Genomic DNA, 18,786 nt, shown 5'->3' on the forward strand with positions numbered 1-18,786 from the left:
GAAGGATTTCAGGTAGCGCCGTTGTGCCGTGATCGTGTCGAGTCCGGTGATTTCGTGTGAAGAGCGAAATGCCCTGAGGCCCAGTCGAGTTGGTGCCCAGGGCGGCTCGGTTCGCTCCGGCGGGCACGGGTGCGTCCGGCACACCGCCGACCCCGGCGCATCACACACCCTTCGACCCGGCCCCGGGCGGACCGCCCGGCCACCGGAGGACCGCGGCCGCCGTCCGGGCGGCCGGGGAGTGCAGCCGGCTCCCGCCGCCTTCGCGGACCGCGCCCGGACCGGGACCGGCGGCGCTTCCGGACCGGACGTGAAGTGCGGGTCCGTATGAACGGCCGGGTGCGCGGGCGCGTGTCGCGACTTCACCGGAGCCGTGGGCTGCCGGACGGGGGACCGCCGTACGAGTGATGGGCGCGCTCCCGTCCCGGCGTGAACCCCCGGGGATACGGCCCGACACGTCGTTCCCGGCACGCGGCCAGGGCACCGACAAAAGTGGCAGGCATGTCCTCATCTGGACAGACTGAATCCGCCGGTTCGTGATCAGGAACATCCACGTTCTCCAGGAGATCGCATGGTGGAGCAGTCCTCCGAGGTCGCGTCGGCGCCGGACGCATCTGTCGTCGCCATGAGCGACACCGGCCCCGACGGAGCGGACACCGAGCGGGAGCTCGCGCAGACACTGGCCGATCTCCTGGGTGCCGAACGCGTTCCCGCCGACAGCCACTTCTTCACCGACCTCGGCGCCAACTCACTGGTCATGGCCCAGTTCTGCGCCCGAATTCGCAAGCGGCCGGACCTGCCGTCCCCGTCGATGAGGGACATCTACCGGCACCCCACGATCCACAGCCTGGCGACGGCGCTCGGGGAGGTCGTACCCGTTCCCGCCGAACCGGTCGACGCCCCGGCGCCGACCCCGCCGCCGCCCGGGAACCGGTGGAGCCATCTCCTGTGCGGAACGCTCCAGTTGCTGGTCTTCCTCGGCTACTCCCTCGTCTCCGGCTTCGCCACCGCCATGGGCTACGAGTGGATCGCCACCGGCAAGGGCCTGGCCGACGTCTATCTGCGGTCGCTGCTGTTCGGAGGCATCGCGTTCGTGGCGCTGTGCGCGTTCCCGGTCGTGGCCAAATGGGTTCTCGTCGGCCGCTGGCGACCCGGTGAGTTCCCCGTCTGGAGCCTGAGATACCTGCGCTTCTGGCTCGTCAAGGTGCTGCTCCACGCGAACCCGATGATCCTCCTCATCGGCACCCCGCTGTACGTGCTGTATCTGCGGGCCCTCGGCGCCCGGGTCGGGAAGGGGGTCACGATCCTCTCCCACTCCGTCCCGGTCTGCACCGACCTGCTGACGATCGGCGCCGGCACGGTGATCCGCAAGGACTCCTTCTTCCTGGGCTACCGCGCCTGTGCGGGACACATCCAGACCGGCCGGATCACCATCGGCGCGGATGTCTACATCGGCGAGAAGACCGTCCTGGACATCGACACGGCCATGGGCGACCGAGCCCAGCTAGGCCACTCCTCCGCCCTGCACCGCGGCCAGAGCGTCCCGGACGGCGCGCACTGGCACGGGTCCCCGGCGGAACCCACACCCACCGACTACCTCAGGGTCGCACCCGCCCGGTGCGGCACCCTCCGCCGGGCCTGGTTCGCCCTCGGCACGCTGGTACAGCTCTTCCTCCTTTACATACCGCTGCTCGTCGGCGGAATGTACATGCTGTTCACCGAGGTCCCCTCGATCGGCAAGCGACTGAACCCCGAGACCGCCGCACTGAGCCGGTCGGCACTCGTGCCCGACGCGCTGCTGCTCTCCCTGGTGCTGTTCTTCGGGTTCCTCGTCCTGGGCCTGGCGGCCCTGTGCACCCTCCCGCGCCTGGTGGGCCTGGTCATCAGACCCGACAAGGTGTATCCGCTCTACGGATTCCACTACGCGCTGCACCGGACCACGGCCCGCATGACGAACGTCAAGTTCTTCGCCTGGCTCTTCGGCGACAGCTCCTACATCGTGTACTACCTCCGCGGCATCGGCTACGACCTGTCACGGGTCGAGCAGACCGGGTCGAACTTCGGCACCGAAGTCCAGCACGAGACACCCCTGTTGGTCTCCGTCGGCAGCGGCACGATGGTGGCCGACGGCCTGTCCGTCGTCAACGCCGACTACTCCAGCACGTCCTTCCGGGCATCCAAGGTGTCGATCGGCCCGCACAACTTCCTCGGCAACAACATCGCCTACCCGGCGGGCGGCAGGACCGGTGACAACTGCCTGCTCGCGACGAAGGTGATGATCCCCCTCGACGGCGAGATCCGGGAAGGCGTGGGCCTCCTCGGCTCACCGTGCTTCGAGATCCCCCGCTCGGTGGAACGCGACGCGCGCTTCGACCACCTCAGGACGGGCGACACACTCCACCAACGGCTCGCCGCGAAGAACCGCTACAACCTCCGCTCCATGGTGCTCATGCTGCTCGTGCGCTGGCTGCACACCTTCGCGCTCACCCTGTTCGGCCTCGCCTCCGTGGACCTGTACGGAGCGCTCGGACAAGTGGTGATCGGCGGATACCTGGCCTTCACGCTCGCGTTCACCACCCTGTACTTCATCCTGGTGGAGCGCTGCCTCACCTCGTTCCGCGCGCTGCGCCCCCGGCTGTGCTCCATCTACGACCCGTACTTCTGGTGGCACGAACGGGTGTGGAAGGTACCGGACCACTACCTCAACATCTTCAACGGAACCCCCTACAAGAGCCTGGTCTGGCGGCTGTTGGGCGTGCGCATCGGCCGCCGGGTGTTCGACGACGGCTGCTATCTGACCGAGCGGACACTCTCCACCATCGGCGACGACTGCACCCTCAACGCCGGCAGCAAGCTCCAGTGCCACTCGCAGGAGGACGGCACCTTCAAGTCCGACGGCACCACGCTCGGAGCCGGCTGCACGCTGGGCATCGCCGCCCATGTGCACTACGGCGTGACCATGGGCGACGGCTCGGTGCTGGCACCCGACTCGTTCCTCATGAAGGGCGAGGAAGTCCCGCCGAACGCACAGTGGGGCGGCAATCCCGCGGTGGAGATGCCGGAGTCCGGCAGCGGGTCCACCGGCCCCGGCAGGGCAACGTCAGCAGCCGACGCCGCTTCGGCGACCTTGAGTTGAGGAAGGCCATTCGATGGGAACGCGCATGGAAGCGGACCGGGAGTTCTGGAGCCGGGTACTGACCGCCGGCGGTGTCACCACCGTGCCCCGGTGGGTCCGGGAACCTGTTCCGGGGACGGCCGAACACGAGATACCGGTGCCGGACGACGTGACGCGGACGGTGCGTGACCTGGCCGGGCGTCAGGGACTGCCCGCCGACACGCTGATGCTGGCCGCGCACATCAAGGTGCTGGCCGTGCTCTCCGGAGAGCCCGACGTGGTCACGGGGTACGCCACCGGTACGCGCGGCGAGCCGCTGCCGTGCCGGCCGGCCGTCCCCCCGGGCTCCTGGCAGGCCCTGCTGTCGGCCGCCCGGCACGCCGAGGCGGAGGTGCTGGCGCACCGGGACTTCCCGGTGGAGAAGCTGCGGCGGGAGCTGGGGCTGACCGAGCCGTCGTACGAGATCGTGTGCGGGCCCCTCGGAGCCGCCGAGCCCCCCACCGACGACGGCGTTCTGCAGGTGCGCTGGTCCGACCACGACGGGCGGCTGACCCTGCGCCTGCGCCACCGCACGGACGTACTGGACGCCACGGCCGCGGCCCGCATCGGCGGCTACCACCTCACCGCACTACGGAAGATGACGGCGGATCCGGACGCCGACCACACCCGGGGGAGCCTGCTCTCGGCCGAGGAGGAACAGGAGCAGCTGGAAGGCCTGGCCGGGCCGCACCGGACCTTGCCGGACGCGCGGGCACACGAACTGTTCGAGCAGCGGGCGCGCGCCCATCCGGAAGCCGTGGCCGCCGTACACGCCGGGCGGGAGTGGACGTACGGCGAACTCGACCGGCGCGCCAACAGGCTGGCGCGAGCCCTGCTGGCCAGGGGCCTGCGCCGGGAGGACGTCGTCGCCGTCGTCACCGAGCGCAACCTCGACTGGCCGGCCGCGGTCCTGGCGGTGTTCAAGGCGGGTGGCGTCTACCTGCCGATCGAGCCGCACTTCCCGGCCGGCCGTATCCAGGCGACGCTCGCGCGAGCGGGTTGCCGGCTGGTCCTCACCGAGTCCGGCAGCACCGACGCCCTCGACCGGGCGCTGGCCGCCCTGCCGGACGTCCAGAAGCTCCGGATCGACACGGCCTACGCCGAATCGCACGCCGACGACAGCCCCGGCGTCCGGGTCGACCCCGGCCAACTCGCCTACGTCTACTTCACCTCCGGCTCCACCGGCGAGCCGAAGGGCGCGATGTGCGAGCACGCGGGCATGCTCAACCATCTCCACGCCAAGATCGACGACCTCGCGATCGGCGAGGGGTCCGTGGTGGCGCAGACGGCCCCGCAGTGCTTCGACATCTCGCTGTGGCAGCTCATCGCCCCGCTGCTGGTCGGCGGCCGGACCCTGCTGGTCGAGCAGGACGTGATCACGGACGTCGAACGGTTCGTGGACACCCTGGAGCACGGCCGGGTCGGTGTGGCCCAGGTGGTCCCTTCCTATCTGGAGGTCGTGGTCACCTACCTGGAGCAGCGCCCGCGCCCGCTGCCCGACCTGCGGTGCGTGTCGGTGACCGGCGAGGCGCTGAAACGGGAGCTGGTCCAGCGCTGGTTCGCGGTCCAGCCGGGCATCGGGCTGCTCAACGCCTACGGGCTGACGGAGACCTCGGACGACACCAACCACGAGGTCCTGCGGGAGGTGCCCGACCGGGTGCTGCTCGGCCGGCCCGTCAACAACGTGCGCGTGTACGTCGTGGACGAACAGCTGTCGCTGGTGCCGCTGGGCGCCCCCGGGCTGATCGCCTTCTCCGGTGTCTGCGTCGGCCGGGGGTACGTCAACGACCCCGATCGCACCCGGGAGGCGTACCGGACGGACCCGTACCGGCCCGGGGAACGGCTCTACCTGGGCGGGGACTGGGGGCGCTGGCACCCGGACGGCAAGCTGGAGTTCCTCGGCCGCCGTGACAGCCAGGTCAAGATCCGCGGCTTCCGTATCGAGATCGGCGAGATCGAGAACTCCCTGCTGCGGGTCGACGGAGTACGGGACGGCGCGGTGGTCGTGGCCGAACGTCCCGGCGGCGCCAAGCGGTTGATCGCCTTCTACGCCGGTGGACAGCAGCGGCCCGAGGCACTGCGCGAGGCGCTCGGCGCGGTGCTGCCCGCCTACATGGTCCCCTCGGCCTTCCACCGGCAGGACAGCCTTCTACTGACCGCCAACGGCAAGATCGACCGGAAGGCCCTGACCGCACTCGCCGAGGAATCGGCCCCGCAGCGGGAATCCGGGGACGAACTCAACCCGGCCGAGCGGCGGCTCGCCGCGGCCTGGGCCGAGCTGCTCGGGGTGCCCGAGCGGCAGATCGGCCGCACCGACCACTTCTTCGACTCCGGGGGCACCTCCCTGACCGCGGTCAAGCTCAGCCTCGCGCTGGACCGCGCGGTGTCCCTGAAGGACATCACCCGGCACCCGGTCCTCGCCGACCTGGCCGCACTGCTCGACCACGGCGGCGGCAACGGCGGTGGTGGCGTCGGCGGCGCCGGTACGGCCCGGCGGCGCCCGGAGCTGCTGCTGACCCTGTCGGGCGGGAGCGGCACACCGGAGTGCGCCCTGGTGTGCTTCCCGTACGCCGGCGGCAACGCCGTCAACTACCTGCCGATGGCGACCGCGCTGGCGGACAGCGGCCTGGCGGTCCTCGCCGTGGACCCGCCCGGCCACAACCTGGCCGCACCCCCGGAACCCTTCGCATCGATCGACCAGGTGGCCGAACAGGTCGCCGCCGAGATCACGGCGCGCGGCCTCACCCGGGTCATGCTCTGGGGCCACTCCTCAGGCACCGCCCCCGCCGTCGAGACGGCCCGCAGGCTCCAGCAGCGGGGAGTCGCGGTGACACGGGTCTTCCTCGGCGCACAACTGCTCGGCACCGCCACCGAGCGGCACACCGCAGTCTCCGAACTGACGAGCCGCAGCGACGCCGAGCTGGCCGCGCGGCTGGCCGCGGACGGCGGCCACACCGAACTCGCGGAACTGAACACACGGCACGCCGGACACATAGCCGCCGCCTACCGGCACGACTGCGTCTCGGCGCACCGCTACTTCCACGAGGCCCTGACAGCCCCACCCCCGGTGAAGCTGTCCGCGCCGGTCACGGTGGTCGTCGCCGACGACGACCCGCACACCGCCGGCCACGCCCGGCACCACCGGGACTGGCTGCTCCTGGCCGACCACGTCGAACTCCACGAACTCGCCGACGGCGGCCACCACTTCCTGCGCACCCGTCCGGCCGAGGCGGCGCGGGCCGTCCTGCGCACCGTCGTACCACTCGCCTCCTCCTGAGCACCGTCGCACACCGGACGGTCGACCGAAAGGAACCCGAGATGCCGTTCTCATCCCTGGCATCACCACTCGACGTGGAGCTGCGGCCGGACAAACCGGCCCTGCTGCGCGTCGATCCACCCGACGACGCCCCACGATGGGCCACCGAACACCGTGAGGCGCTGCGCGCGCACGTCACGGAGCACGGAGCCCTGGTCGTCCGCGGCCTGGGGCTGCGGGACATCGGCCCGGCCGGTGCCGTCCTCGCCCGGCTGGCCGGTGAACTCATGCCCGAGCTGGAGGCCTTCGCCCCCCGCGAGGCCCACGGTCCCGGGCTCTACGCCTCCACACCCTGGCCGGCCAACCAGCCGATGTGCATGCACCACGAGCTGAGCTACCGGCTCGAGGTGCCCGGCCTGATGCTGTTCGCCTGCCTGACCGCACCCGGACAGGGCGGGGCCACGGCGGTCGCCGACGCCGAGGAGGTGCTGCAGGCGCTGCCCGGCGGGCTCACCGAACGGTTCGAGCGGGACGGCTGGATCCTGACCCGCACCTACAACGACGAGATCGGGGCGAGCCTGACGGAGTCGTTCGGCACCGCAGACCGCGCCCAGATCGAGCGCTATTGCCGGGCCAACGCCATCGACGTCACCTGGCAGCCCGACGGTTCGCTGCGCACCGAGCAGCGCCGCAGCGCCGTCGTCCGGCACCCGGTCACGGGCCGCCGCTGCTGGTTCAACCAGATCGCCTTCCTCAACGAGTGGACGCTCGCCCCCGAGGTGCGCGAATACCTCGTGGACGTCTACGGCGCGGACGGACTGCCGTTCAACACCCGCCACGGCGACGGCACCCCGATCGGCGAGGACATCGTCCAGCTGATCAACTCCACCTACGAGGCACACACCCGGCGCGAGCCCTGGCAGGCCGGTGACCTGCTGCTGGTGGACAACATCCGCACCGCGCACAGCAGAGAGGTGTTCACCGGAGAGCGGCAGGTGCTGGTCGGCATGGGCGAGCCGGTGCGGCCGGCCGACGACTGCCCGGCGACGGAGGCGAGCGAGCGATGACCGATGTACTGCCGTCGGCCGCCCGGTCGGCCACGCCCGGGCGGGGCTCCGCACCTTCCTTCGCGGTGATCACCGGAGAGCAGGTGCAGCGGGCCCTGAGCGGGCGCGAGAAACAGCTCAAGGAGCTGGTCGAGACCGTCTACCGGGTGCACGACGCCGGAGACTCGGTCAACCCGCCGTCGTACTTCCTGCGCTTCACCGACCGCCCCACCTCGCGGATCATCGCGCTGCCGGCCTCGCTCGGCGGGCAGGTCCAGGTGGACGGCCTGAAGTGGGTCTCCAGTTTTCCGGAGAACGTGAGCGCAGGGCTGCCGCGGGCCTCCGCGGTGCTCATCCTCAACGACCAGGAGACCGGCTACCCGTTCGCCTGCCTGGAGAGCTCGATCATCAGCGCCACCAGGACGGCCGCGTCCGCGGCACTCGCCGCCGACTGGCTCAGCCGCGGCCGGTCCCGCCCCACCCGGGTCGGGTTCTTCGGCACCGGCCTGATCGCCCGCTACATCCACACCTTCCTGGCCGGCACCGGCTGGGACTTCGACGAGATCGGCGTGCACGACCTGTCCGCCGACAGCGCCGCCGGCTACCAGGGCTACCTGCGGCAGTCCGGCACCACCGCCCGGATCACCGTCCACGACAGTGCCGAGGACCTCATCCGCGCCAGCGACCTCGTGGTCTTCGCCACCATCGCCGGCCAACCGCACGTCACCGACCCGGCGTTGTTCACCCACAACCCACTGGTCCTGCACGTGTCCCTGCGCGACCTCGCCCCCGAGGTCCTGCTGGGCTCGGCCAACTTCGTCGACGATGTCGAGCACTGCCTGAAGGCCGACACGTCGCCCCATCTGGTCGAACAGCTCACCGGCAACCGGGACTTCCTGAACGGAACCCTCGGGGACGTCATGGCCGGACGGGCCGCGCCGCCCGCCGACCGCCCGGTGATCTTCTCGCCCTTCGGGCTCGGCGTCCTGGACCTCGCCGTCGGCAAGTACGTCTACGACGAGGTGTCCCGGGCTGGAGACCTGCGTCTCATCGATGACTTCTTCCACGAACTGCGCCGGTACGGCTGAGACCGTCGTCCTCGGCCTGGCACCAGGAGGCCCGCCGTGCCCGTCATATCCGCTCCCCACGCCTTCAACGAGGGCGACCTCTTCGTCGACCTCAAGTCGATCTGCGGATACCCGCTCTATCTCAAGTGCGAGGCCTTCAACTTCGCCGGCTCCATCAAGTTGAAGGCCGCGAACGAGATGGTGGAGAGCGCCGAGCGGGACGGAATCCTGACCGCGGATTCCGTCCTCGTCGAGTCCTCGTCCGGAAACCTGGGCGTCGCGCTCAGCATGATCGCCGCGAGCAAGGGTTACCGGTTTCTGTGTGTGACGGACTCCCGGTGCAACCTGTCGACCAGACTCCTGATGGAGGCACTCGGCAGCGAGGTGCACATCGTGGCCGACCAGGACTCCAACGGCGGGTTCCTCGGCACCCGCATCGAGTACGTCCGCAACCTGTGCGCCTCCGACGACCGGTACGTCTGGCTCAGCCAGTACACCAACGCCGGCAACTGGCTGGCCCACTACCGTACGACCGCCCCCGAGATCACCCGGCGCTTCCCCGACCTGGACGTCCTGTTCGTCGGGGCCGGCACCACCGGGACCCTGATGGGGTGCGCACGCTACTTCCGCGAGTACCACCGGCCGGTACGGATCGTCGCCGTGGACGCCGTCGGCTCGGTGGCGTTCGGCGGCGAGCCGGGCCGCCGGATGATCCCCGGGCTAGGGATGAGCATGCGCCCGCCCCTGCTCGACGAGTCCTTCGTGGACGAGGTGATACGGGTGGAGGAGACGGACACCATCCGGATGTGTCACCGACTGGCCAGACACGGCTTCCTGTTCGGCGGCTCCACCGGCACGGTGGTCAGCGGCGCGACGGACTGGCTGTCCCGGCACGGCACCCGCGACATCACCGCGGTGGCCATCGCACCGGACCTCGGCGAGCGCTACCTCGACACCATCTACCAGACCAACTGGCTGCAGGACCTGTACGGCGACCAGGTGCTCGACACCGAGGAGAGCGTACGGCCGAAGCCCCTGCCCCGGGAGGCCAAGTCGGCCTCGTCACGCGCACCGGTCCGCAGACGCAGCCCCTGACCCCACGGCCACACCGCAGGAGAGCCCCTCGGAACCGCCCGCACGGCGGCACCCGAGGGGCGGGCCACCCTTACCCGAGCGGGCTTGCCAGGCGGCCCCCTTCCTCATCCGTCCCCGTCCGAACGGCTGGTGGACAGCATCGGCCCCGGCGGCGAGAATGTCCGCGATTCACAGCCATCGACAGCACATCAGAACCTCTGCCAGGTGACGGAGTCGGCGCGGGGCGCGTGTCCCCTCTCCGCGCCACCACCGGACGGTTCCAGGCGGCGACCACGGGTCGGTACTTCCGGGCACCGACGACCGACCCAGGTGGGGCCGTCCCGCCGGGCAGCGAAAAGGACTCGCCGTGCCCTCGGCGAACTACCGTTCCCTGCTGCGCACCCCGGACGCCGCGGCCTTCTTCCTGCCGGCATCGTTCGGACGCGTCGGCGTCGCGATGACCGGCCTCGGCATCGTCTGGCTCGTGCACAACCGCACCGGCACCTTCGCCACGGCCGGCCTGGTCGGCGGCGCGTTCGCGGTGTCCGAGGCGCTCGCGGCACCACAACTGGCCCGGCTCGTGGACCGGTTCGGGCAGACCCGCGTGCTGCCGCCCGCACTGCTCGGCCACGCCGTCGCGGTGGCCGTCCTGGTGTCCCTGGTCACGGTGGGCGCCTGCGACGCCCTCCTGGCAGGCTGCACCGCCGGTGCACCTACTGGCGGCGACCGGTGCGCTGACGCTCGGCACGCTGTTGCTGCTCACGGTCGGCTCGCCCCTCGGTCTCGGAGCGGCCGTCGTACTGACCGGAGCCAACGTCCCGCCCCTGCTGGCGCTCTTCTCCGTACTCACCGAGTCAGTCGTCCACCAGTCCGTCCTGACCCAGGCGTTCTCCTGGCTCGGCTCCGCGAGCGCGGCGGGCTCGGCCGTCGCCGCGGCGCTCTCCGGCTCGGCGGTCGACTCGCTCGGGTCGCGCGGCGGGTTCGCCGTCACCGCCGCGGCCGCCGCCGCGCTGACACTCCAGAGCCTCGCCGGCCTACGCCTGCTGCGCACACCGCAGCCGACCGGCGGGACACCGGTCACCCGGAGGCCGGGGCGCCGCCGGCCGCGTCGGCGGAGTGCAGCAGACGCAGGAACGCCTTCACGCCCGCGATGATCTCCTGGTTGTCGGTGAGACGGTTCACCGTGGACTCGAACTCCCTGCCCAGCGCGGCGATCCGGCGGTCCGCCCCCTCGGCCCGTTCGTAGGTGCTCATGGCCAGCGCGTCCACGGCACGGCGCAGTTCGGCGAGGGCCCGGTACTGTTCCTCCGCCTTCTCCTCCAGGACCCGTGTCCCGGCCTCGGCACGGTTCAGCCGGGCGTGCAGCTCGACGACGTCGTCCCGCGGATATGTGACGTCCTTCAGGAGGGTGCCCAGGCGCCGCCGGAGCTGGCCGAAGTACGCGCCGGCCGGCCGGAAGAAGGTGCTCAGCAGGAAGAACGCGGCGAACCAGTAACCCGTGAACTCGCCCGTCGCCCAGGTGACCGCGAGGACGACCGCCGTGGTGAGGACGTGACCCGCGACCGCCGCCCGGAGCATCGTGCGGGCGATACGCGCGGCCTCGGCATCCCGGGCGGCGGAGACCTGCATGCCCTTCTCACGGCTGACCGCGATCTCCGCGAGCACGGCGTGCGCACGGAAGTACAGGTTCCAGGGCAGCGTGAGCAGGAGCAGCAGCCACAGCAGGCTCAGCACCCCCGCCCCGACGCCGAACACCACAGCGGGCGGTGCCCCTGCCACATATGCGAAGACCAGTGCCGCGGCCGCGGCCACGACGGCTGCCACCGCTCCCAGAAATCTCCCCATGCCCCCGTCTCCTGTCCGTACGCCGGCTCAGCCCATCGTCCTCGGCCAGGGACGGGCGGGCATGAGTAGGCGTACTCAGGGAGCGTGCGTTGCGGTCCCCCGACGGTACCGGTGCGGTGCGGGATACCCGGCCGAGGGGCCTGTCGCGGCACCGGGAAGCCGATACCCTGAAAGGCAGCCATGAACCGGGGCAAACTGGGGGCGGGGCATGGATCCGCGGATGCGGTTGTCGGTGGACGGGTACGTCTGCGAGCGCGAACTCGGCCGGGGCGGGCAGGGCGTGGTCTGGCTCGCCCGGGACCGGGCGGGGCAGCAGGTCGTGGTGAAGTTCCTGCTGCCGGGCAAGGAGTACGACGAGGTCGCCCTCGCCCGGGTGCGCCGGGAGTTCGGCGCGGCGAGCCGGGTCGGAGAACTGGCCACGGCACGGGTCCTCGACGCCGACCTGGCCGGGAGACGCCCGTACATCGTCAGCGAGTTCGTCCCGGGGCCCACGATCCACCAGCACGTGGCCGCCAACGGCCCGCTGCCCGCCGGGCGGCTCCAGTCCATGGCGCTGACCGTCGCGCACGCGTTGGCACAGGTGCACCGCGTGAGTGTGGTGCACCGTGACATCAAACCGTCCAACATCCTGCTCTCCCCGGACGGACCGCGGATCATCGACTTCGGTATCGCCCGCGACGACCGGTTGCTGGAGTCGGCGCTCACCACACCGGGCAGTGTGCTCGGCTCGCCCGCCTACATGTCGCCCGAGCAGGTCCAGTCGCTCCATGTCACCGCCGCCTCCGACGTGTTCTCGCTCGGCGGCACGCTGTACTTCGCCGCCACGGGCCGACACCCCTTCGAGGGGGAGAGCGACTACGAAGTGCTCGTCGCCGTGTGCACGCGCGACGCGGATCTCACGGCGGTGCCGGAGCCGGTCCGTTCGGTCATCGCCGACTGTCTGCGCAAGGACCCGGCCGAACGTCCCACCGCCGCTCAGCTCGTCGCCCGGCTCGCGGAGACCACGGAGGGCGCGCAGACGGAGCCGGATGCACCGCAGTCGCAGCCACAGCCGCAGTCGCAAGCGCAGCCACAGCCGCAGTTGCAGCCGCAACCGTTACCGTTGGCGTCCGAACGTGGGACCGGTGGTGGCGACCCCGGTTCCGCCCCCGCCACGAGCGCCAGGCAGCTGCGGTTGTGGGGGTTCGCGGTCGGCAGCGCCGCGGTGGCGGTCCTGCTTGCCGTCGTGCTCAGCACCACCCCGGGGGGACCGGCGGCCGGTGGCGGCCCGCGGACCCATGGCTCGGCTTCCGTGTCCTCGCCCGCGACCCCCGGGAGCTCCCAACCCCTGTCGTACACCGATGACTTGACCGATTCGGGCGACTGGCTCCACAAGGACCCGGCCTTGGCGAAGATCACGCACAAGGGCGGAACCATGCTGGTGGATCCCAGGACCGAGCTGGAGGTGTGGCCGCAGGCGCCCTTCGAGCCGTCCTCGTTCGCCGTGCAACTGAGCACCCGGACGGAGTGGTACGGGGGCGAGGGCGGGGTCGGGCTGTGGTGCAACGGCTCGGGGGACTACTGGAAGGGCTCCCGCTGGGCGACCTATCTGACGACAGGTCAGGAAGCCCTGATCGTGCGCGAGTTCCGGTACAAGGGGGTCTTCCAGCACGACCGGGTCGTCGAGGTCGACCTCGCTGACCTGGGCCTACAGGTGGAGAGCCGGCAGCAGGTCGACATGTCGATGACCTGTTCCCCGGCCGGTGAGGGCCGGATCGAGGTGGAACTCGCCGTCGACGGCAACAAGGTCGCCTCGTACACCGGAGCCGCCTTCGACGCCCGGGGCTGTGGTGTGGCCGCCTTCCACTACAGCGCGACCGACCCACAGGGCACGGCCTTCCACGCGGGTTTCGAACGGTTCACCGCGTCCGAGCTGCCGACGCGCTGACAGCTCGGAGCACGCCGGTCCTCAGCTCGTGGTGACCGCGGCCGTGAAGGAAGGGACACGGCCGCCGGGGATCGCCGCGAGCAGCTCGCGGGTGTACTCGTGGCGGGGCTCGGTGAACAGGTCCTCGGGCGGGCCCGTCTCGACCACGCGCCCGGCGCGCATCACCGCCACCTGGTGCGCGATCTGGCGTACGACGGCCAGGTCATGGGAGATGAACAGATAGGCCACGCCGGTGTCGGCCTGCAACTCGGCCAACAGATCCAGGACTTGGGCCTGGACGGAGACATCGAGCGCGGAGACCGGCTCGTCGCACACCACCAGGTCGGGCGAGAGGGCGAGGGCCCGCGCGATGGCCACCCGCTGGCGCTGACCGCCCGACAGCTCGGCCGGGCGGCGCTCCAGAACGGTGGCGGACAGAGCCACTCGGTCCAGGAGTTCGCGGGCCCGGGCGAGGCGGGAGGCGCGGTCGCCGACCCTGAAGGCATGCAGCGGCTCGGTGATGACGTCGCCGATGGAGAAGCGCGGATCCAGGGAGGCGTACGGGTTCTGGTAGACCAACTGGGCCCGGCGGCGCAGCTCCCGGGCCCGGGCGCCCTTGGCGGTGGTGACGTCGGCACCGTCGAACCGGACCTGCCCGGAGGTGGCGTCGGTCAACCTGAGCACCAGGCGGGCGGTGGTGGACTTGCCCGAGCCCGACTCGCCGACCAGGGCGAGGGTCCGGCCGCGGTGGAGGGTGAGGCTGACGTCGTCCACCGCGCGCAGGGTTCGGGACTCGCCGCCGATGCGGGGCAGCCGGAACTCCTTGACCAGGTTGCGGGCTTCGACCAGGGGGGTCGCTGGGGTCGCGTCCGCGGGTGATGCGGGTGATGCGGGTGATGCGGGTGATGCGGGTGATGCGGGCGTGGAGGGCGCGGCGGGCGCCGGGGTGCGGGGCACCGCCGTGCTCGTACCGGGTGCGGCGGCCAGCAGGCGCCGGGTGTACTCGTGCCGCGGGTCGGCCAGCACGGTCCGGGTCTCGCCCGCCTCCACGACCCTGCCCTGCGCCATGACCACCAGGCGCCGGGACCGGTCGGCGGCCACCCCGAGGTCATGGGTGACCAGCAGGATCGCGGTGCCCGACTCCTCGGCGAGGTGCTGGAGATGGTCGAGGATGACGCGCTGCACGGTGACGTCGAGCGCGCTGGTCGGTTCGTCGGCGATGATCAGCTCGGGTCCGGCGGCGATGGCGACGGCGATCAGCACCCGCTGCCGCATGCCGCCGGAGAGTTCGTGCGGATACTGCCGGGCCCGGACCGCCGCGTCGGGCAGCCCGGCCCGGTTCAGCACCTCGACCGCCTCGGCCGCCGCCGAACGCCGGGTCGCCAGCCCATGGATGCGCAGCACCTCGGCGACCTGTTCGCCGATCCGCTTGACCGGGTTGAGCGAGACCGTCGGATCCTGGGGGACCAGCCCGATCCGCGCGCCGCGCACGGTCCGCAGCTCGGCCTCCGACAGGCTGGTCAGATCGTGCCGGCCGAAGCGGACCGTGCCCGCGTCGATGGTGCCGTTCGCGGCCAGCAGCCGGGTGACGGCGTGCGCGGTGGTGCTCTTGCCGGATCCGGACTCGCCGACCACGGCGGTCACCTGCCCCGGCCATACGTCCAGATCCACGCCCCGCACAGCCGGTACGGAGCCGGCCCGGGTGCGGTACGACACGGACAGACCGCGGATTTCCAGCAGTGGTGTGGTCATGTCCTCACCGTTCTCGTGTGCGTCGCTCATCGCTGCCGGGACCATTCGCCGTCCAGCGCCCGCGCGATCCGGTTGGTGGCCAGTACGGTCGAGGCGATCGCCAGACCGGGCAGCGCGGTCAGCCACCAGGCGTTCGCCAGGTAGTTGCGGCCGTCGGAGATCAACGTGCCCCACTCCGGGGCGGGCGGCGGCGCTCCGTAGCCGAGGAAGCTCAGCGCCGACACCGCCAGGATCGAGGAACCGAAGTCCAGGGTGGCCAGGACGACGACCGGGCCGGCGGCGTTGGGCAGGACATGCCGGCCCAGCACCGAGTACCAGCGGGCCCCGCAGGAGCGGGACGCCTCCACGAACACCGCCTGCCGCACCCGCAGCACCTCGGCGCGCGCCACCCGGGCGAAGGAGGCGACGCTGGCGATGCCGACCGCGACCGCCACCTTCACCGTCCCGTACCCGAGCGCGGTGACCAGGGCCAGCGACAGGAACAGCGCGGGGATGGACAGCAGGACGTCGACGAAGCGCATCAGCACGTCGTCCACCCAGCGGCCCACGAACCCGGCGACCACACCGAGCAGTCCGCCCACCACGAACGCCACCAGAACCGCGATCAGCGTGGCCTTCAGGGACAGTTGGGCGCCGTGGACGACCCGGGAGAACACGTCACGGCCCAGTTCGTCGGTGCCGAACCAGTGACCCCCGCTCGGGCCGCGGAAGTTCTGGGACGGCACACCCTTCAACGGGTCCCGGGAGGTGAACAGGTCCGGCCGGAACGACGCCAGCACCACCAGCACCACGACCGCGACCGACAGCAGCAGCCCGGGGCGGCGCACCAGGAACCGCAGCGCCCTTCGTATGTCGGCACGGCGGCCCGGTCCGGATGCGGGTCCCGCCAGCGGCGTCCGGGCGAGGCCGAGGGCGGCCTCCGCCGCGTCGGCCACGTCAGCCGTCCCGTCTGCGTTGTCTGCGTTGTTTGTTTCGTCTGTGTCGTCTGTGCCGTCGACAAGGCTCTGGCTCATGCGAAGCTCGCCCTCCGGTCCGAGGCCACCACGATGCGCGGATCCAGCAGCGGATAGACGAGGTCGACGATCAGGTTCGTCGCCACGAAGATCAGCGCACCGAACACCACCACCCCCTGGACCAGCGGGATGTCCTGAGCGGTGACCGCCGCCGCGGTCACCCGGCCGAGGCCGTCGCGGGAGAACACCGTCTCCACGACCACCGAACCGGCGATGAGCTGCCCGACCAGCAGACCGACGACGGTCAGCGCGGGCAGCGACGCGTTGCGCAGCGCGTGCCGCAGATGCACCCGCCGGCGACCGGCGCCCTTGGCCCGCACGGTCTCCACATAGGCCTGGTCCAGTGCCGTGAGCAGGCTCTTGGCCAGCACCTGGGCCACCAGTGCGCCGGTCGGGACGGCCAGGGTCAGCGCCGGCAGCACCAGGCCCCGCAGCCCGTCGTTGCCGAACGCCGGGAACCAGCGCAGCCGGAAGGAGAACGTCTCGACGAGCAGCAGCCCCACCCAGAACGTGGGGACCGACACCCCCAGCGGGGGCAGCGACAGCAGCAACTGCCGCAGCCACCGCCGTGAAGTGTACGTCGCCACCATGGCGAGACCGCCCCCGAGCACCACCGCGAGCAGCAGCGCGGCCCCCGTCAGCTGGAGCGTCTGCGGCAGCGCGTCGCCGATGACGGAGGTGACCGGGCGGCCACTGGAGACCGCGTCGCCGAAGTCCCCGCGCACCGCCCGTCCGAGATACTCGGCGTACTGCGCCGGCACCGGCTTGTCGAAGCCGTACTCGTGACGCAGCGCGGCGAGTTGGGCCGGGTCGACCTGCCCCGAGTCCATTCCGGCGCCGGCCATCGCGGTGACCGGGTCACCGGGCAGGAAGTCCAGCACCAGGAACGACACCGTGTAGGCCGCCCACAGCACCCCGACCGCCTGCGCCAGGCGCTTGATCACATAGCGGCGCATGCGCTAGCCGATCCAGGTGTCGTGCAGCTGGACGCGGCTGCCCGAGTCGAACGCGAGGTCGTGCACCTTCTTCGATACGCCGAGCTGGGTCTGCAGCTCCACGACCGGCACGTAGTACGCGTTCCGCACGAGCAGTCGCTGCGCCTCGGCCACCAGTTTCCCGCGCTTCGCGGTGTCGGTGGCCGCGGCCTGCCCGGACAGCGCCGTGTCCAGCGAACTGGCCGGCAGGTGGTAGAAGTTGCCCAGCCGGGTGGAGAACGAGCTGCGCAGGATGTCCGGGTCGGAGCGGGTCACGTTCCCCCACACCACGTCGAAGTCACCGGACTGGAGCGTCGTCGCGAACTGGGTCACCTGGAGCTGCTTGAGCACCACGTCGATCCCGACGGCCTTCAGTTGCTGCTGGACCAGTTCCAGGGCGGGCTGGTTGGTGGCCGAGTTGGGGAACCAGGTGATGGTCAGGCTCAGCCTCTTGCCGTCCTTGGTGCGGATGCCGTCACCGCCCGTCTGCCAACCGGCTTGTTCCAGCAGGGACTTCGCCTTGGCCGTGTCGGTGGACAGGTCCGAGGAGAGGTCGGTGTAGTCCGGAGTGGTGTGTGCCAGCACGCTGGTGGCCGGCCGGGTGCCGGTCGGGAAGACGGTGTCGGCGATCTGGCTGCGGTCGACGGCGACCTGGATCGCCTGCCGCACCCTGGCGTCCTTCAGCAGGGGCCGTGCGTTGTTGAGACCCAGGCCGAACACCACACCGGGGTTGGCCCGACGCTGGAGAGCGACCTGACCACCCTTGAGTGCGGCCTCGTTGGCCTTGCCGACGCTGCTGATCGCGTCGACCTGTCCGGACTGGAGGCTGCCGGCCCGCACGCCCGCCTCCGGCACCACCTTGAACACCAGCTTGTCCAGGTAGGCCTCGCCCTTCTTGGACCACAGCGCGGATCCCCAGGCGTACCCGGTCCGCCTGGCGAGGGTGATCGACTGGTTCTGCACATACTGCTTCAGCACGAACGGCCCGGACCCGACGATCCCGTCACTGCACTTCTGCTGCGGGGTCTTCCGCACGCTCGCGGACGACTCGATGCCCAGCGTGTGGGTCGAAGTCGCTTGCAGGAACTGGGCGTTGGGCTGCTTGAAGGTCACCTTGACGGTGAGCGGGTCGATCACGGTGGTGCTCTGGACGCCGCTGAGGTAGCCCTCGGCAAGGGTGCCGAGGGCGCCGAGCTTCGGTACCGCGTCGAAGTTGTCCTTCACCACCTGCGCGGTCAGCTCGGACCCGTCGCTGAAGGTGACGCCCGAGCGGAGGTGGAACGTGAACCGGGTGGCGTCGGAGTTGATGTCCCAGCTCTTGGCCAGCCACGGCACGATCTTGCCGGTCGCGGGGTCCTGGTCGGTGAGGGAGTCCACGATCTGGCGGACCGAGTAGATGGTGTCGTTGCTGCCGACCTGCTGCGGATCCACGCAGCCGGCGTCGGAGCCCACCGCGAAGGTCAGCGTGCCGCCGGACTTCGGCCGGCCGCTGCCGCTGCCGGAACCGCCGTCGCCCGACCCGCAGGCGGTCAGCAGAACACTGGTGGTCAACAGGGCGGCCAGCGGCGCCCGACGGGATGGTCTGAGAATCGGAAGTGCAGTCACGGGAGGGCTTTCTCCTACTCGTGTCACCAGGCACCGGGTGCCGGGCGTCGGGGGAGCGCGGCACGGCCGTGCACGGCCGTGCATGGGCGTGCATGGG

Annotated in this window: 12 protein-coding genes; 7 read left to right on the forward strand and 5 right to left on the reverse strand. The window is 71.1% G+C overall.

Annotated elements, in window-relative coordinates:
• The first annotated feature begins 568 nt into the window (after positions 1-568).
• From ACIRR9_RS18265 to ACIRR9_RS18290, 6 genes are all read left to right on the forward strand, one after another.
• Complete coding sequence (locus ACIRR9_RS18265; RefSeq protein ID WP_403752531.1) at positions 569-3,133, forward strand: Pls/PosA family non-ribosomal peptide synthetase; 2,565 nt, start codon at positions 569-571, stop codon at positions 3,131-3,133.
• A gap of 13 nt (positions 3,134-3,146) precedes the next feature.
• Positions 3,147-6,428, forward strand: a complete 3,282-nt coding sequence (locus ACIRR9_RS18270) for an amino acid adenylation domain-containing protein (RefSeq protein WP_403752534.1) — start codon at positions 3,147-3,149, stop codon at positions 6,426-6,428.
• 41 nt (positions 6,429-6,469) lie between these two features.
• Positions 6,470-7,474, forward strand: coding sequence for a TauD/TfdA family dioxygenase (locus ACIRR9_RS18275; RefSeq protein ID WP_403752537.1), 1,005 nt, complete (start codon positions 6,470-6,472; stop codon positions 7,472-7,474).
• Complete coding sequence (gene sbnB, locus ACIRR9_RS18280; RefSeq protein ID WP_403752540.1) at positions 7,471-8,541, forward strand: 2,3-diaminopropionate biosynthesis protein SbnB; 1,071 nt, start codon at positions 7,471-7,473, stop codon at positions 8,539-8,541. Before ACIRR9_RS18275 ends, sbnB begins: the two co-directional genes overlap by 4 nt.
• A gap of 36 nt (positions 8,542-8,577) precedes the next feature.
• The gene (gene sbnA / locus ACIRR9_RS18285) at positions 8,578-9,615 is read left to right on the forward strand and encodes a 2,3-diaminopropionate biosynthesis protein SbnA (protein WP_403752543.1); all 1,038 of its coding nucleotides are present in this window, start codon (positions 8,578-8,580) and stop codon (positions 9,613-9,615) included.
• 686 nt (positions 9,616-10,301) lie between these two features.
• Complete coding sequence (locus ACIRR9_RS18290; RefSeq protein WP_403752546.1) at positions 10,302-10,748, forward strand: hypothetical protein; 447 nt, start codon at positions 10,302-10,304, stop codon at positions 10,746-10,748.
• Here ACIRR9_RS18290 and ACIRR9_RS18295 read toward each other — a convergent pair.
• On the reverse strand, positions 10,672-11,439 hold the full coding sequence (locus tag ACIRR9_RS18295) for a hypothetical protein (RefSeq protein WP_403752549.1): 768 nt from the start codon (positions 11,437-11,439) through the stop codon (positions 10,672-10,674). The two genes, ACIRR9_RS18290 and ACIRR9_RS18295, sit on opposite strands and share 77 nt — an antisense overlap.
• Before the next feature lie 220 nt (positions 11,440-11,659).
• On the opposite strand from ACIRR9_RS18295, the gene ACIRR9_RS18300 reads away from it, so the two are divergent.
• Positions 11,660-13,366 carry a serine/threonine-protein kinase gene (locus ACIRR9_RS18300; RefSeq protein WP_403752552.1) on the forward strand — a complete coding sequence of 569 codons (1,707 nt, stop codon included), beginning with the start codon at positions 11,660-11,662 and terminating at the stop codon, positions 13,364-13,366.
• 21 nt (positions 13,367-13,387) lie between these two features.
• Here ACIRR9_RS18300 and ACIRR9_RS18305 read toward each other — a convergent pair whose 3' ends face one another.
• The 4 genes from ACIRR9_RS18305 to ACIRR9_RS18320 are packed head-to-tail and all read right to left on the reverse strand — an operon-like array spanning position 13,388 to position 18,689.
• Entirely contained in the window at positions 13,388-15,142 is a 1,755-nt protein-coding gene (locus ACIRR9_RS18305; protein WP_403752555.1) for a dipeptide ABC transporter ATP-binding protein, read from the reverse strand.
• Positions 15,124-16,110, reverse strand: a complete 987-nt coding sequence (locus ACIRR9_RS18310; RefSeq protein ID WP_403752558.1) for an ABC transporter permease — start codon at positions 16,108-16,110, stop codon at positions 15,124-15,126. The genes ACIRR9_RS18305 and ACIRR9_RS18310 overlap by 19 nt, the downstream gene beginning before the upstream one ends.
• On the reverse strand, positions 16,107-17,066 hold the full coding sequence (locus ACIRR9_RS18315; protein ID WP_403752561.1) for an ABC transporter permease: 960 nt from the start codon (positions 17,064-17,066) through the stop codon (positions 16,107-16,109). Before ACIRR9_RS18315 ends, ACIRR9_RS18310 begins: the two co-directional genes overlap by 4 nt.
• A gap of 3 nt (positions 17,067-17,069) precedes the next feature.
• Positions 17,070-18,689 carry an ABC transporter substrate-binding protein gene (locus ACIRR9_RS18320; protein ID WP_403752564.1) on the reverse strand — a complete coding sequence of 540 codons (1,620 nt, stop codon included), beginning with the start codon at positions 18,687-18,689 and terminating at the stop codon, positions 17,070-17,072.
• Positions 18,690-18,786 lie beyond the last annotated feature (97 nt).

This window comes from Streptomyces sp. NPDC101234, from assembly GCF_044767525.1.
Lineage (GTDB): Bacteria > Actinomycetota > Actinomycetes > Streptomycetales > Streptomycetaceae > Streptomyces > Streptomyces sasae.